This window comes from Microbulbifer elongatus, assembly GCF_021165935.1.
Lineage (GTDB): Bacteria > Pseudomonadota > Gammaproteobacteria > Pseudomonadales > Cellvibrionaceae > Microbulbifer > Microbulbifer elongatus.
In genome coordinates this window covers 2136780-2152409 of sequence record NZ_CP088953.1, presented here as the reverse complement: position 1 = coordinate 2152409, position 15630 = coordinate 2136780, and the positions used below count along the sequence as shown (strand labels likewise).

The window sequence follows — 15630 nt, the reverse complement described above, 5'->3', positions numbered from 1 at the left end:
TTGGCGCTCTCTGCCCATTTCTCAGGGTTTTGACCCCGAAGTCCAGCTGCAATTCCCTGTAATATACGGCCGAACTACGAGGTACGACATCGCCAACTACCTCTGTAAGTCTTTTCCTACAAAGCGGCTATTAAGCCACTCAATCGATAGTACAAGCACCACCGCGGCCATCGCGGCCAGGGCACTGCCCATAAAATAAGAAGGCTGCCCGCTGACCTCGGCAAACTCCCAGGGAGAAACATTGGCAAGCGCAGGCGCGAGTTTCGCGTTAATCAGGGCGCCCGTGGCACTATCCGCCAGCTTCCAGGGCCACACAATTTTCAGGCTGCCCAACAACACACCCACTAGAAACGACAGGGTTACCGAAGGGAAACGGCGCATTAACCAGGACAGCAGGCGGCTGAACAGTAAAAGTCCGCAACCGGCGCCCGCTGCAAACCAGATCAACGCACTGATCTGAAGCTGATGTACCGCAGCAATCACCTGGGGATAGATGCCGATCATCAGCAAAATAAAGGAACCAGAGATACCGGGGAGAATCATGGCGCTTATAGCAAGTGCACCAGAAAAGAAGAGCGTGTACGGGGTAGCCGCGATCTCGGTCGGGCGCATTTCACTGACCAGTATTGCCAGCGCGACCCCGGCAATCAAAGCCATCCAGCTGGGCCAGCGCCAATTCGCTACCCGGCGGGCGATGGGCACCGTGGAAGCAAGAATCAGCCCAAAGAAGAATCCCCACACCAGGATTGGATGATTTTCCAGCAGAAAACTGATCAGCTTGGCGAGGCTAAAGATACTGACGAGAATGCCGGCGAACAGCGCGAGCAGGAAGCTGCCATTCATTTGCCGCCAGGTCGCGGCGATTCCTTCCTTATATAGTGTGGCTACCGATTGGGGACCGATTTTGCTCAGGCTGTCGAGTAACTCCTGATAGATGCCCGTAATAAAGGCAATCGTGCCTCCAGAAACCCCGGGCACAACATCCGCAGCACCCATCGCAAGGCCTCGCGCACCAATACCCCAATAGCGGCTTTGCCAAATTGAGCCGCGATGATGAGTCTCGCTGCCCGGTTTCATATCTTGCGCATCTTCACGCATCAACGCACCACTCCACTCAATAACGGAACAAAGCGCACAGGCTCGGCCTTTTCGACGTCGTACCGGTCACCCTCTTCCCGACGGGTAACAATTGTGAGGTATTGGCTTTCACTACCGACGGGCATCACCAGTACACCACCGGGAGCGAGTTGCTCGCGCAGCTCATCGGGAACTGTTGCCGGAGCTGCAGCGCACAGAATGGCGTCAAACGGGCCCTGCTCCGGCCAGCCGAATCCACCACTACTCAGGCGCATCTCGACGTTAAAGATTCCCAGCTCGCGCATGCGCTGGCGGGCTTTAACCAGGAGAGGCTCAACCCGTTCCACGGAATAGAGCTTGTCCACCAGGCGCGCGAGAATGGCGGTCTGGTACCCCGAACCGGCCCCCACTTCCAATACCCGCGCCCTTGACGGCGCACGGCTCATCAGCAACTCGGTCATACGAGCGACGATATAGGGCTGGGAGATGGTCTGCCCGTACCCGATTGGTAGAGCGGTATCTTCGTAGGCGCGTATGGCCAGGGCCTCGTCCAGAAACAGATGACGGGGTGTGGATGCCATCACATCCAGCACTTCTTCGCTACTGATCCCCTCTTCCCGCAGACGCTGAATCAGGCGATTGCGGGTACGCTGGGATGTCATGCCCAGGCCTTCGTGTCTAAATCGATCCATAAGGACGGTAAGTCTCCCTACAAGCGGATCGCCGGTCCCCAAAAACTGCTTTTTCCGGCGATTGACTGGTGAGTGGCAAGCCAGACCCGGTCACTTTTGTTGTCGTTAAACTGTGTTTTATTTTATGGCCACGGCTACTTGATTGGCCAGATCCGCCAGTTCCCGCAGAAGAGCGGTGGCAAAGGTGCCAGGCGGTAGCACGAAGGAGAGAACCAGATCCTTGCGCCCCTCCTGCTGCTGCCATTCCCACGTGAATCCCTGAGGCACGAGCACCAGCGAGCGCCGTTCCTGGCTTAGTCCGCCGTGTTCCAACCAATCCTGCCACGGCTTCCAGGGAAACATGGCGCCCTCTTCCAGTGCCAACTGCTCACCGGCGGCTGCATTTCGTCCCCGCCCCCACAGCGGGCCACTGGGTTCAGCGTCCGGCTCACCCTCTATGGATGACTGCCAGTTGCCCTGCCCGATTCTCTCAGCCAGAACCTGATTGAACAGCCAGCTGCGCGCCGCAGACAGTGCAAAGGCCTTCTGATTGCGCGGCATTCGCCGGCGCTGACCGGCCTGCTGATCGGCAATCGCTTTTTCTACCAGGTCCAGATTACCGCCATTGTGGCCAAAGCGCTGCTCGCCAAAATAGTTGGGTACACCATTGGGAATCTGCTCTAACACCTGCTCCGCGGCGGTACTATCTCCGGTGACATTGCGCAGACGAATCTGGAAACGGTTCGCCAGGTGCTCGCCGCGGCGCAGTTTGCGGGCGCCGCGGAAATGCTGCAGGACCTGAAACTCGTCGTTATTCAATCGCTGCCAGTCTGGCTCCGGCTTTTGTGCCAGCCAGACGCTGAACCACTGGGTGGTCACAGCGTGACGATCTTTAAGGCCGAAAAAGCCCACATCATTACTCTGTACACCCGCCAACTGGGCCAACTGCTGGGCCACATAACCGGTATTCGCGCCCCGCTTGCGGATGTGCAGGTAGACGTGTTCCCCCTCACCGGCTTCTGGCGCAGCCAGTTCGTCTACGACGAAGTCTTCGGGTGCACTGCGAAAATCGGCCTGAATCGCGGTGCCACCAAGGGCCCGGGGCCAGTTCAGGTTCCAGGTTTGAGGTAATTCGGTCACGAGACGGTTTCCAGCAGTACAACCGCTTGTGCAGCGATACCTTCTTTTCTGCCGGTGAACCCCAGTTTCTCGCTGGTGGTGGCTTTGACGCTGACGGCGTCGGCGCTTACCTGACAGTCTTCGGCAATATTTGCGCGCATGGCGTCGATGTGCGGTGCCATTTTAGGAGCCTGTGCGATCAGGGTGGCATCGGCATTCACGAGTCGATAGCCCTGTTGCTCTATCAGGCTTATGACATGTCGCAGCAGCACGCGGCTGTCGGCACCGGCGTAGGCATCATCGGTATCCGGAAAATGTTGACCGATATCGCCGAGGGCCAGCGCACCGAGCAAAGCGTCGGCGAGGGCGTGCAGCAGGACGTCGCCATCGGAGTGCGCGACAAGACCCTGCTCATGGGGAATGGTGACGCCGCCAAGGACGATGTGATCACCGGGGCCGAAGGCGTGTACGTCGATGCCCTGGCCAATTCTGAGGCTCATAGTTTGCTTCCAGAGTTAGATTCCGAGGCCCTGTAGTTGATCAGGGCTTCCGCCAGGATCAGGTCGGCGGGATGGGTCACTTTAAAGTTGCTGCGGCAGGCGGCCACCAGTTCGGGGCTGTGCCCTGCGAGTTCCAGTGCGCTGGCTTCGTCGGTGATTGCGGCGGGGTTTTCCTGCAAGCCTATTTGCAGTACCTCTCTCAGCAGACCCAGCGGTGCTTTTTGCGGTGTCTGCGCGAGCCAGATCTGGGCTCTGGGCAGGGTCTGCTGGACGATGCTTTTGTCTTCGCACTCACGACTCTGTTTGACGGTGTCGCTGGCAGGTTGTGCGAGCAGCGCGATGGGGGACGCGGCGAGCAGTTTTTGAATGTCGTCGGTGTTTACCAGCGGTCTGGCGGCGTCGTGGACCAATACGGGGGTTTGCGCAGGTTGGCGCTCACTCAGATAGTTGAGGGCGGCGAGCACGGAGTCTGCGCGTTCGTTACCGCCGGTGACGGTCTGAATTCTGGGATCTTGCGCGCAGGGGAGCGTTTTAAATTCTGTGTCGTCGGCGGCGATGGCGACGACAACACCTTTCACACCCGGCCATTGGCGTACATTTTCGAGGGTGTGGGCGATGAGGGGTTTGCCATGTAATGGCAGGTATTGCTTGGGTTTGTCGGCCCCCATACGTTTACCACTGCCGGCTGCGGGGACGATGACCCAGTAGTTGTTTTCAACTGGGTTGGTGGCGCTGGTCATTCTTTTTCCCGTTGTGACTGCGCAGGATGTTTATCCTGGTCGAGAAAAATAAACAGGGTTTCGCCTTCTTTGATAAGGCCGAGATCATAGCGGGCTTTGGCTTCGACGCCGTCGGTGCCTTCTTTCAAGCTGCGGACTTCCCGCAGGAGGTGGCGGTTTTCCCGCTCCAGTGCAGCGTTTTTTTGCTGCTGGTCTTCGAGCTGGCGTTCAAGTCTGGTCACATCGGCAAAACTGCCCTCGCCCACCCACAATCGATATTGGGTGACCAGCAGCATTACGGTGAGGATTACCAGCAGCCATTTCATTTGTTTTGTTCTCTATCTGGCTTTCGGGGTTCGCACGAATAACCTTTCGTGGCGGCCCTGCTGCCGATGCCCCTTCCCGGGACACGCCGTGAACCCATCCATGGGGGCTCTTCCGCGACGTCCCTGTCGCAGAAGGTCCCAGGAAGGGGCATCGGCATCAGTGCCTTCGCATCGAAGTTCATTGTTAGAGCTCCGATACGACTTCTAGCCAGTTTACCGGGCTAACTGAATTACTTGAACTCAGCGATGCCGCGGTAAGGCGCCTTGCCTTCCAGCTCGGCTTCGATGCGCAGCAGGCGGTTGTACTTGGCTACGCGGTCGGAGCGGCACAGGGAGCCGGTTTTGATCTGACCAGCAGCGGTGGCAACCGCCAGGTCGGCGATGGTGGTGTCTTCGGTTTCACCGGAGCGGTGAGAGATAACCGCGGTGAAGCCGGCGTCTTTGGCCATTTTGATGGCGTCCAGGGTCTCGCTCAGGGAGCCGATCTGGTTGAACTTGATCAGGATGGAGTTGCCCACGCCTTTTTCGATGCCTTCTTTGAGGATCTTGGTGTTGGTTACGAACAGGTCGTCGCCCACCAGCTGTACTTTCTCGCCGATCTTGTCGGTGAGGATTTTCCAGCCGTCCCAGTCGCTTTCGTCCATGCCGTCTTCGATAGAGATGATCGGGTAGTTTTCGGACAGCTCCTGCAGGTAGGAGGCGAAGCCTTCGCTGTCGAATTCTTTGCCTTCGCCAGACAGGTTGTACTTGCCGTCTTTGTAGAATTCGGAAGAGGCGCAGTCCAGGGCCAGGGTGATGTCGTCGCCCAGCTTGTAGCCTGCGGCTTCAACGGCTTCGGCGATGACTTTCAGGGCACCTTCGTTGGACGGCAGATTGGGGGCGAAGCCACCTTCGTCACCCACGGCGGTGTTCAGGCCCTGGGAAGACAGTACTTTTTTCAGGGCGTGGAAGATTTCAGCACCCTGGCGCAGAGCTTCGGCGAAGGTTTTGGCTTTCACCGGCTGGATCATGAATTCCTGGATGTCGACGTTGTTGTCGGCGTGCTCACCACCATTGATGATGTTCATCATCGGTACCGGCAGGGTGTATTCGCCGGCGGTGCCATTGATTTCCGCAATGTGCTGATACAGGGGGATGCCCTTGGAAATGGCAGCAGCTTTGGCAGCAGCCAGGGAAACGGCGAGGATGGCGTTGGCACCCAATTTGGCTTTGTTGTCGGTGCCGTCAGCGTCGATCATGGCCTGGTCGAGGGCGCGCTGGTCGGTGGCATCTTTGCCTACCAGCAGGCTGGCGATTTCGCCGTTGATGTTTTCAACAGCCTTCAGTACGCCTTTACCCAGATAGCGGCTTTTGTCGCCGTCGCGCAGTTCCAGGGCTTCGCGGGAGCCAGTGGAGGCACCGGATGGTGCGCAGGCGGAACCTACCGCGCCGCACTCGAGAACTACATCGGCGTTAACGGTGGGGTTACCACGGCTATCCAACACTTCAAAAGCTTTAACAGCAACAATCTTGCTCATGTTTACAACGGGCTCCTTGTTAGTCGGAATTTATTGATCTGTGAGGTTTGGGTTTGGTGACCGCCTTCTCTGGGCCACTCTTTCTAGTTATTCAGTTTGTCCGCGGTGGATGCACTGCGCTTATCCACCCTACGAGCACCCTGGATTCGTGTAGGGTGGATAAGCCTAAGCGCATCCACCAATCCAGGTTATTTGGTGTCCAGTGGCTCGAAGTTTTTCACCAGGTCGTCCACCGCTTTCATCTGCCCCAGGAAGGGCTCCAGTTTCTCCAGCGGCAACGCACTCGGACCATCACACAGGGCTTTGTCCGGGTTCGGGTGCGCTTCCAGAAACAGACCGGCGATACCAATGGCCAGGCCGGCGCGGCCCAATTCGGTCACCTGGGAGCGACGGCCGCCAGAGGCTGCGCCACCGGGATCGCGCATTTGCAGGGAGTGGGTCACATCGAATATCAGCGGAGCGCCACCGGTGGAATCGATCATGGTGCGGAAGCCGAGCATGTCGACGACGAGGTTGTCGTAGCCAAAGCAGGCACCGCGCTCGCACAAGATGATATTTTCGTTACCGCCTTCCGCGAACTTTTCCACCACATTCTTGATTTGCGGTGGGCTCATAAATTGCGGCTTTTTCACATTGATGACCGCTCCGGTGGCGGCCATGGCGGTCACCAGGTCGGTCTGGCGGGCGAGGAATGCAGGCAGCTGAATCACGTCCACCACCTCCGCAACCGGTGCAGCCTGGTGAGGCTCGTGCACGTCGGTGATCAAGGGCACGCCGAAAGTCTTTTTGATTTCTTCAAAAATCTTCAGGCCTTCCTCCATCCCCGGGCCGCGGTAGCTGTGGATGGAAGAGCGGTTAGCCTTGTCAAATGACGCTTTGAATACGTAGGGAATACCCAGTTTGTCGGTGACGTTAACGTAGTGCTCGGCCACTTTCATGGCCATATCGCGGGATTCCAGCACGTTCATACCGCCAAATAGAGTGAACGGCTTGTCGTTGGCAACCTGCAGGTTACCTACTTCGATTGTTTTCATTTTTTCTCATCCTCTATGGTAGGTGCGCCTGCGGCTTACCAACCCTACGCTTTGACCACAGATTTCACGTAGGGTGGATAAGCGAAGCGCATCCACCGATTCAGCCTCTCAAGCCTGCTTGTGCTTCAAGGCTGCGGCGACAAAGCTTTCAAACAGCGGGTGGCCGTCGCGGGGGGTGGAGGTGAACTCCGGGTGGAACTGACAGGCCACGAACCAGTTGTGCTCGGGCAGTTCAACCATTTCCACCAGAGTGTCGTCCGCAGACCAGCCACCAATTTTGAGGCCGGCCTTCTGCAGGCGGTCCACGTAGTTGTTGTTCACTTCGTAGCGGTGACGGTGGCGCTCGACGATCACGTCTTTGCCATAAATTTCACGCGCCTTGGAATCTTTCGCCAGTCGGCACTCCTGGCCGCCCAAGCGCATGGTGCCGCCAAGGTCGGATTTCTCGTCGCGCTTTTCGATATTACCTTCGCTGTCGATCCACTCGGTAATCAGACCGATCACCGGGTGTGGACTCTTGGCATCAAACTCGGTGCTGTTGGCGCCTTCCAGATTCAGTACATTGCGCGCGTACTCGATTACAACAGACTGCAGGCCGAGGCAGATACCCAGGAACGGCACGTTGTTTTCGCGGGCATAGCGGACGGATTCCAGCTTGCCTTCCAGGCCGCGCTCACCGAAACCACCGGGAACCAGAATCGCATCGGCACCCTTGATCAGATCGAGGCCGTTCTCGCCCTCTACATCTTCCGCATTGATAAAGTCGATATTGACCTTCGTGCGGTTTTTAATTCCTGCGTGCACCAGGGATTCGATGAGGGATTTGTAAGCGTCCAGCAGCTCCATGTATTTGCCAACCATGGCAATCTTGATTTCGTGCTGCGGATTCAGTTTGCCGTCGACCACCTCGTCCCACTCGGACAGGTCCGGTGCGCCGGTTTCCAGCTGGAGTTTTTCCACCACGATCTCGTCCAGACCGTATTCGTGCAGCATGCGCGGCACGCCATAAATGGTCTTGGCGTCGGGCAGAGGCACTACCGCGCGCTCTTCCACGTTGGTAAACAGCGCGATCTTGCGGCGGGAGTCGTCATCGATGGCGCGCTCGGAGCGGCACAACAGGATATCTGGCTGCAGGCCAATAGAGCGCAGCTCTTTCACCGAGTGCTGGGTCGGCTTGGTTTTGGTTTCACCGGCGGTGGCGATATAGGGCACGTAGCTCAGGTGCATCAGCAGCGCGCGGTTGGTCCCCATTTCCACACGCAGCTGGCGCACGGACTCCAGGAATGGCTGGGATTCGATATCACCTACGGTACCGCCAATCTCGACAATGGCGACATCCACGTCGCGGCCGCCTTCGATCACGCGGCGCTTGATCTCGTCGGTAATGTGCGGAATCACCTGTACGGTGCCACCCAGGTAGTCACCACGGCGCTCTTTGCGCAGTACGGTTTCGTACACACGGCCGGTGGTGAAGTTGTTGCGCTTGGACATGCGGGTGCGGATAAAGCGCTCGTAGTGGCCCAGATCCAGATCCGTCTCGGCGCCATCTTCGGTCACATAGACCTCGCCGTGCTGGAAGGGGCTCATGGTGCCCGGGTCCACGTTGATATAAGGGTCAAGCTTCAGGATGGTGACCTTGAGGCCACGGGCTTCAAGAATTGCAGCCAGAGAAGCGGAGGCGATACCTTTCCCCAATGAGGAAACCACGCCGCCAGTGACAAAAATATAGCGCGTCATGCAAAACCTTGGTCAGTTGAATGCCCGACGGGTACGGGCGTGCGGGACTGGCTCAGGGCGCGCAGTCTCGCGCAACCCGATGCCTTTGAGATGGGACGCCAGACTACCAGAAAGGCGGTTTCTGCTCAATCTAAAAACCGCCAGATTGGCGGTTCTGCAGGCCCATCCCCGGTGACGAAAAGGTTGCCCACAGCCACCAGAGCACCGTTCCGATAGACCAGTGGTACCCGGTCTCGCAGCCACGGAGGAAGGCTGTACTCCTGCAGCAGCTTTTTCAGGGTCTGGGAATGACGGCGCTCGCGCGGTTTGGCCCGTTCGCCGCCAATACGGAATCGGACCCGATAGTCCGCCACGGGCCAACCCTGGCTGGGTAGCAGCGCCCAGTTGCCTGGCAGGTGAAGTTCGCCAGATCCATCCCACTGAATCTCGCCCCCATCAATACCATGGAAAGGTTGCAATTGTGGTGTGAGAAACAGGCGATCGCGATAGCGGCGCAGCACCTGCTCACCAAGCGCAACTTCCGGAGCGCCGTCACCGACCGCCCCAGCCTGCTGTAACGCCTGAACCAAGTGCACGGCTTCCGGCATTCTGGATCCCAGCAGTGCCAGCCAGCCCCGCAACAGGTTCTTGCGACGCGCCTCGGTGAGTGAGGAGAAGCTAACCAGGTCGACACTGTGACCAAATGACTCCCGCTGGTATCCGCACCGCTGCAGGTCCTCATTTGCCAGGTCCTGTAAGAGATCTGCAGCCTCGCGCAGGTTTTCCGACGCCTGCACCACACGGGCCTGAACGGGCCAGCGTTCATTAATAAAAGGAAGCACCCGGTTACGAAGGTAATTTCGGTCGATTGCAAGGTCTGTATTGCTCTCGTCCTCAATCCAGGTCAGCTCGTGCACGCGGGCGTAGGATTCCAGTTCCGATCGCGTCGCCTTCAGTAGTGGCCGCAACAGGCTCTTCTCCGTCGACCGGTCACCGACGACACGGTATTCCGGCATGGCCCCCAGCCCCCGCACCCCGGCGCCGCGCAACAGGCGCAATAAAAAGGTTTCCGCCTGGTCGTCACTGTGGTGTGCCAGCAGAAGCTGATCCCCCGCGCCCATCAACTGGTCAAATGCGCGGTAGCGGGCATTCCGTGCGCCCTGCTCCAGCCCTCCGTCTCCGAGATCCACCTGCACATGGTGGGCAACAAATGGCACCCCCAGTTGGGCCGCCACAACCTGGCAATGATCCTGCCAGGCGCCCGCATCCGTACTCAGGCCGTGATGAATGTACACCGCCGTCACCGGCACCTGTGCACGTGCCAGCAGGTGTAGCAATACAGACGAGTCCAGGCCACCGGAATATCCCAGCCACAACTGCCCCGAAGCGGGGTATCGCTTCAGGGAGCGGTTCAGCAGGTCGTTCAATCGCTCAGAGGGCGGTGTCACACACGGATTCCTGACGAGATTTGCCGCGAGTATACCCGGCCAAACCACACCTTGCCTGCACCCGTCTGGCACCGCCTGTGTTGCCAGGAAAAGATACCGCGGGCGACCAATCAGAGATCTGGAGCACAAAACCGGTACCGGGGCGGCCCGGGCCACGTTATTCGCACGTCACCAGCATGTGTCCAGCGTTCCCGGGCACAGCCAATCGACCGGTTAAATCGAGATCGACAATACCAAGAGAACATCAAGAGAACAGAATAGCGATGCAGATACATAAAGAAGCAGGCAGCGTGCGTAACACCCCCCAACCGGGTCGCCATCGCCATACCCACCGGATCTGGCGGCTTGCGCCACTGCTGCTGGCGGTTTGCACCGGCGCAGCGGGCAATGCGTTTGCGGGCTGTGAATACAGCGTCAGCAACGACTGGGGATCCGGCTTTGTCGCCCATGTGCGTGTCACCAACGATTCCTCCGTTCCAGTGCAGGACTGGCAGGTACAGTGGCAGTACTCTGGAGACAATCGAGTGACCAATGCCTGGAATGCCGAAGTCCAGGGTGACAACCCCTATACCGCCAGCAATGTCTCGTGGAACGGCAGCCTGCAGCCGGGGCAGACGGTGGAATTCGGCTTTCAGGGAACCTCTGGCAGTTTCGCTGAAACCCCTGCGGTGAGTGGCGCCCTGTGCGATGGCGGCTCCTCATCGGGCGGTTCTTCCAGCAGCTCTTCGTCCAGCTCCGGCGGTTCTTCCAGTTCCAGTGGCTCATCCAGCTCGGGCGGGTCGTCCAGCTCCAGTAGCTCGTCCAGTTCCGGCGGCACCACGGAACACCTGTACAGCCTGGCGTCTTTTCCGATCGGAGTCGCGGTCGCCGCCGGCGACAGTGCGCGCAGCTTTCTGAAAATCCCCCAGCAGGAAATCACCATTCGCCAGCACTTCAGCCAGATCACTGCGGAAAACATCATGAAAATGCGTTTTCTGCACCCGGCGGAAAATACCTACGACTTTACCGATGCCGATCAGATGGTCGACTGGGCACTCACTAATGGTCTGAGCGTGCACGGTCATACATTCATCTGGCATCACGAGTACCAGGTACCCGACTGGATGAAAAGCTACAGCGGCGATTTCCAGTCCATGCTCAATACCCACGTGGCCACCATTGCCGACCATTTCGCGGGCCGCGTGGTGAGCTGGGACGTGGTAAATGAAGTACTGGATGAGACCCAGTCCAATTGCTACCGGGATACGCTGTTTTACCAGCGGCTGGGGCGGGACTACGTCAGTGAGGCATTTATTGCTGCTGAGAGTGCAGACCCGGCTGCGGATCTCTACTACAACGATTACAGCATTTCCGGTGGCAACAGCGCCAAGTTCAACTGCCTGCTGACCATGCTGGACGAATTGCAGGCAGATGGTGCACCCATCGACGGAGTCGGCCTGCAGATGCATATACAGATCGACTGGCCCACCACCGATCATTTACGCAGTGCCTTCCAGGCTATCGTGGAACGTGGACTCAAGGTCAAAATCACCGAACTGGATGTACCAGTGAACAATCCCTACTCCTCCGCGCCATTCCCGCAACATACCGAGTTCACGCCGGAAGTCGCGGCCTTACAGAAAGCCCGTTACAAGGCCATCGTACAGACCTACCTCGAGGAAGTGCCGCCGGCATTGCGTGGGGGCATCTCTGTCTGGGGGCTCTGGGACGGTGACAGCTGGATACTGGACTTCGAAAACTGGCAGGGTGCGGATGATTGGCCACTGCTATTCAGCGGCCCCGCCAATGGCCCCTATGAAGAAAAACCCGCACTGGAGGGAGTTGCGGAAGCACTGCTGGGGCAATAGCCCCAGACATCGGCAGTGAATACCCTCACGCCGTCTCGGGAGTGACGTCGGCCCGCCGATACTGGGACGGCGTCATTCCCGCGGCCTTTTTAAAGAAAGTATTGAAAACCGATTTGCTGTTGAAGCCGACCTCGAGATAGATATCAGTAATGGTTTTGCCTTCACCATCGGGGCTGCGCAACAGGCGCATAGCTTCGCGAATGCGGTAGCGATTGATGAATTCGTAAAAATTCACTTCAAAGTGCCGATTGATAATCATCGACAGGTCCCGCGTCGGCACTTCCAGGTTTTCCGCCAGCAGATCGATGGTGACATCGGGCTGCAGGTAGAACTTTCCGGCGAGCATCTTGCGGTCAATTTCCTCCGCCAGCGCCGGGTTGCACACCTGCTCACCGGGCGCCTTGCGCGGTTTCTCCGGCTCCCGTACCGATTCGAAACTGGCAAAGTAGCGCACACCGGTAAACACCAATAGATTCACCAGCATGAAGACAATGTAATAGCCGGTCAGACCGATACGCTCAAATACGCCCAGATCGTAGTGCTGATACAGGCCGACGATTTTGACCACGCTCAGCAGCGCCTCCACCAGCATCACCAGCATAAATCCGGCCACCAGAAAGCGAACCCAGGCCACATCCACCTTTTCCACATTGGAGTGGGTACTTTTCAGACGCTGGGTGTAATTCACGATCAGCCACAAAGACCACAGGCAGTACGCCACCCGCAGGCCCTTGCACAGAAATTCCACCAGCACGTAGTGCCAGCCATACACCAGCGTTTCGCTGTTGATCAGCTCCAGACGCTGATCCAGCGGCAGGCGGAAGAACACGGCACTCATATATACAAGCGCGAGGGCGAACGGCAGCAGGTGCACACCGTCACGGGGACGCAGCCTGAAGTCGCGAAAAATCAGGGATTTCACACAAAAGAACAGCAGCATGCCGTCCAGGTAATAGGCAAAACCGCCGAGGAAATAGACCTGCGGCAACCACTCACGCACCGCAAATTTGAACTCCGCCCCCCACAGCACCAGCTCGTGTAGCGGAATAAACGCGTGGGCAAACAGGAAGGCGGCAAGAAAATAGGTACTGGTCTGCTTGCTGGTATTTGTGGCCAGTAGCAGTACCGCAAAGAACAGGCACTGCATGGCCGTCATCAGCAGTACCACATCGTGAAAATTAAACAGGACCTGGCTCATTTTTTATGATTTTCCAGTAAAACCGGGACGTTCGAATCCCGCGAGGCAGCCGAACGGGTTCGACTCACCGCATACCACACAATTTACGCCGTCAGAACGACGTGGATTGCCTCCACCTCTTAGGGTGCAGCTGGCGATTCAATCGCCTTTATCTCTCAACATCAAATGGATAATAAAGGAAAGCATGATGAGATTTAACACCGCAAGTGGACTGGGCAGTGTTCTGACACTACTGGTTCTCCTCTCCCCGCTCACCCCCACAGAAGACGCACAGGCCCAGTACCTGCATACCGATGGCAACCAGATCGTCGACGGTAATGGTGACCCTATTCACCTCAACGGTATCAATCTCGGCAACTGGCTGTTGTGGGAGGGTTACCTGATGATGGGCGACTTCAATTACCGCACCCACACCCAGTTCCTCAACAGCCTGGCGGACACCTTTGGCAGCATGGCGCAGGCGAAGGAGTTTGAACACCAATGGCGCATGCACTACGTGACCGAACGGGAAATCGCCGACCTGAAAAACCTGGGGTTCAACACCGTGCGGGTGCCCTTCCACTACAACCTGTTCTGGGAAAACGGACAGCTGACCGATCACGGTTTCCAGTATTTCGACCGTTTGATCGGGTTCTGCCGTACCCACGACATGTATGTACTGCTGGATATGCACGCCGCCCCGGGCTACCAGAATCCCGGCGACCACAGCGACAATATGGACTCCAATGCCGGCCAGCCGCGGGGCTCGGTCAAATTCTGGGACGGCAACAATGTGCAGATTGCCAGCCAGGTGTGGCGGCACATCGCCAATCGCTATAAAGACGAACCGGTGATCTGGGGGTACGACCTGATTAACGAGCCGGTACCCCAGGCCGGGCGCGAGTACGAGCTGCTGCCATCGCTAATCGCCATGCGCGATGCCATACGTGAAGTGGACAACAACCACGCTATCGTCGCAGAGGGAAGCTGGTGGGGATCGGACATACAGAAAATCGACTGGACAGACTCTGCCACCCAGACCAACACCGGCATCAGCGCCCGCTGGGACCACAACCTGGTGTACCAGACCCACCACTACGTATTCGGCAACGCCGGCTGGATTCCCGACCTCTATCCCCGCGTAGACCGCACAAATAATATGGACGTACCGATGATCCTGGGGGAATACGGCGAGGACAACAACGATATTATTCGCCAGCTCACCGACTGGTCGGTGAACAATATCGCCGGCCAATTTCCCTGGTCATTCAAGAAGATGAGTCACGATCGCACCCTGTGGACCATCGCCCCCAACAGTATCTACAGCCAGGTGGTGAACTACATCAATCACGGCGGCACACCACCGGCCAACGCCTATGCCGGCATGATCGATTTTGCCCAGAACAACATCGGCAACGGCGCTAGCAATGTCAGCTGGCATCAGGGGTTCTACGACGCGATTAAAACCAGCGGTGGCAGTACACCGCCGCCTGCCGGCTGTGATACCGCCAGTGCACAGACCATTGGCCGAATGCAGGCAGAAAGCTACTGCGCCATGTCCGGCATCCAACTAGAGGACACCAGCGATAGTGGTGGTGGCCAAAATGTGGGCTGGACGGACACTGGCGACTGGCTCGATTACCGCGTTGAAATTCCCGAGGATGGTGAATACACACTGACCTACCGCATCGCCAGCACCGCCAATGCCGGGCAGTTGCGGATGCTCGCCGACGCGGGTCAGGTGGCCGACACCAGTCTGCCCAACACCGGCGGCTGGCAGAGCTGGCAATCGGTTTCCACCACGGTCAACCTGAGCGCCGGCACCCAGACCCTGCGCCTGGAAGTCGCGGGCCCAGGGTTCAACCTCAACTGGTTCGAGCTGGCCGAGGGAGGTGGCGAGGACGAGCCCGTGGACCCCACCCCACCGCCATCTGGCAGCATTGCCGATGGCGAGTACCAGATCCGCAACCTGGCCAGCGGTCTGTTGCTGGGCGTTGCCAACAATGCCACCAGCAACGGCGGCAATGTGATCCAGGGCGGTAGCCAGTCCTGGCAGGTCACCGCCCTCAGCAACGGTAATTATCGGATCGAAAGCAGCTATAGCGGATTGGCCCTGGATGTGCAGGGTGTCTCCAGCATCAACGGCGCCAACATCCAGCAGTGGGAATACGGTGGTGGCGCCAACCAGCACTGGATTATCGAGCCGGTCTCCGGCAATCAGTTCCGCATTCTGTCGGCCATGAGCGGTAAATCCCTGGATGTGCAGGACGGCTCCACCAGCGCCGGCGGCAATATTCAACAGTGGGAATACCACGGCAATGACAACCAGCTGTGGCTGTTTGAAAACTAACCGCCACTGACCACCTCTCTCGTCCCTTGGGCCGCTGGCATCACCGCCGCGGCCCTTTTTTTTGTCTCCGACTCGCCCCTTGCCCCCACAGACAGACCCATCCTAAGCTATTGATTTTTCAGCATTTAC

Annotated in this window: 13 protein-coding genes; 2 read left to right on the top strand and 11 right to left on the bottom strand. The window is 58.0% G+C overall.

The features are described from left to right. Positions 1 to 96: 96 nt before the first annotated feature. The 10 genes from LRR79_RS08850 to tilS form a co-directional block, all read right to left on the bottom strand. Complete coding sequence (locus LRR79_RS08850) at positions 97 to 1098, bottom strand: DUF368 domain-containing protein (protein WP_231756864.1); 1002 nt, start codon at positions 1096 to 1098, stop codon at positions 97 to 99. Further along, positions 1098 to 1769 (bottom strand): protein-L-isoaspartate(D-aspartate) O-methyltransferase, encoded by a 672-nt coding sequence (locus LRR79_RS08845; protein ID WP_231756863.1) that lies wholly within the window; start codon positions 1767 to 1769, stop codon positions 1098 to 1100. Before LRR79_RS08845 ends, LRR79_RS08850 begins: the two co-directional genes overlap by 1 nt. A 117-nt stretch (positions 1770 to 1886) precedes the next feature. After that, on the bottom strand, positions 1887 to 2888 hold the full coding sequence (truD, locus tag LRR79_RS08840) for a tRNA pseudouridine(13) synthase TruD (protein ID WP_231756862.1): 1002 nt from the start codon (positions 2886 to 2888) through the stop codon (positions 1887 to 1889). Continuing rightward, positions 2885 to 3367 carry a 2-C-methyl-D-erythritol 2,4-cyclodiphosphate synthase gene (ispF, locus tag LRR79_RS08835; RefSeq protein WP_231756861.1) on the bottom strand — a complete coding sequence of 161 codons (483 nt, stop codon included), beginning with the start codon at positions 3365 to 3367 and terminating at the stop codon, positions 2885 to 2887. Before ispF ends, truD begins: the two co-directional genes overlap by 4 nt. Beyond that, positions 3364 to 4107, bottom strand: coding sequence for a 2-C-methyl-D-erythritol 4-phosphate cytidylyltransferase (gene ispD / locus LRR79_RS08830; RefSeq protein ID WP_231756860.1), 744 nt, complete (start codon positions 4105 to 4107; stop codon positions 3364 to 3366). Before ispD ends, ispF begins: the two co-directional genes overlap by 4 nt. Then, entirely contained in the window at positions 4104 to 4412 is a 309-nt protein-coding gene (locus LRR79_RS08825; RefSeq protein ID WP_231756859.1) for a septum formation initiator family protein, read from the bottom strand. Before LRR79_RS08825 ends, ispD begins: the two co-directional genes overlap by 4 nt. 230 nt (positions 4413 to 4642) lie before the next feature. Further along, positions 4643 to 5929 (bottom strand): phosphopyruvate hydratase, encoded by a 1287-nt coding sequence (gene eno, locus LRR79_RS08820; RefSeq protein ID WP_231756858.1) that lies wholly within the window; start codon positions 5927 to 5929, stop codon positions 4643 to 4645. 188 nt (positions 5930 to 6117) lie between these two features. After that, positions 6118 to 6963 carry a 3-deoxy-8-phosphooctulonate synthase gene (gene kdsA, locus LRR79_RS08815; RefSeq protein WP_231756857.1) on the bottom strand — a complete coding sequence of 282 codons (846 nt, stop codon included), beginning with the start codon at positions 6961 to 6963 and terminating at the stop codon, positions 6118 to 6120. A 108-nt stretch (positions 6964 to 7071) separates the two neighbouring features. Next, entirely contained in the window at positions 7072 to 8700 is a 1629-nt protein-coding gene (locus LRR79_RS08810; protein WP_231756856.1) for a CTP synthase, read from the bottom strand. A 125-nt stretch (positions 8701 to 8825) separates the two neighbouring features. After that, positions 8826 to 10127 (bottom strand): tRNA lysidine(34) synthetase TilS, encoded by a 1302-nt coding sequence (gene tilS / locus LRR79_RS08805; RefSeq protein ID WP_231756855.1) that lies wholly within the window; start codon positions 10125 to 10127, stop codon positions 8826 to 8828. 263 nt (positions 10128 to 10390) lie between these two features. On the opposite strand from tilS, the gene LRR79_RS08800 reads away from it, so the two are divergent. After that, positions 10391 to 11974, top strand: coding sequence for an endo-1,4-beta-xylanase (locus LRR79_RS08800; RefSeq protein WP_231756854.1), 1584 nt, complete (start codon positions 10391 to 10393; stop codon positions 11972 to 11974). A gap of 25 nt (positions 11975 to 11999) precedes the next feature. On the opposite strand, the gene LRR79_RS08795 is transcribed toward LRR79_RS08800, so the two are convergent. Next, a complete protein-coding gene (locus LRR79_RS08795) occupies positions 12000 to 13172 on the bottom strand; it encodes a helix-turn-helix domain-containing protein (protein ID WP_231756853.1) in 1173 nt (390 codons plus the stop codon). A 184-nt stretch (positions 13173 to 13356) separates the two neighbouring features. On the opposite strand from LRR79_RS08795, the gene LRR79_RS08790 reads away from it, so the two are divergent. Further along, positions 13357 to 15501 carry a carbohydrate-binding protein gene (locus tag LRR79_RS08790; RefSeq protein WP_231756852.1) on the top strand — a complete coding sequence of 715 codons (2145 nt, stop codon included), beginning with the start codon at positions 13357 to 13359 and terminating at the stop codon, positions 15499 to 15501. Positions 15502 to 15630 lie beyond the last annotated feature (129 nt).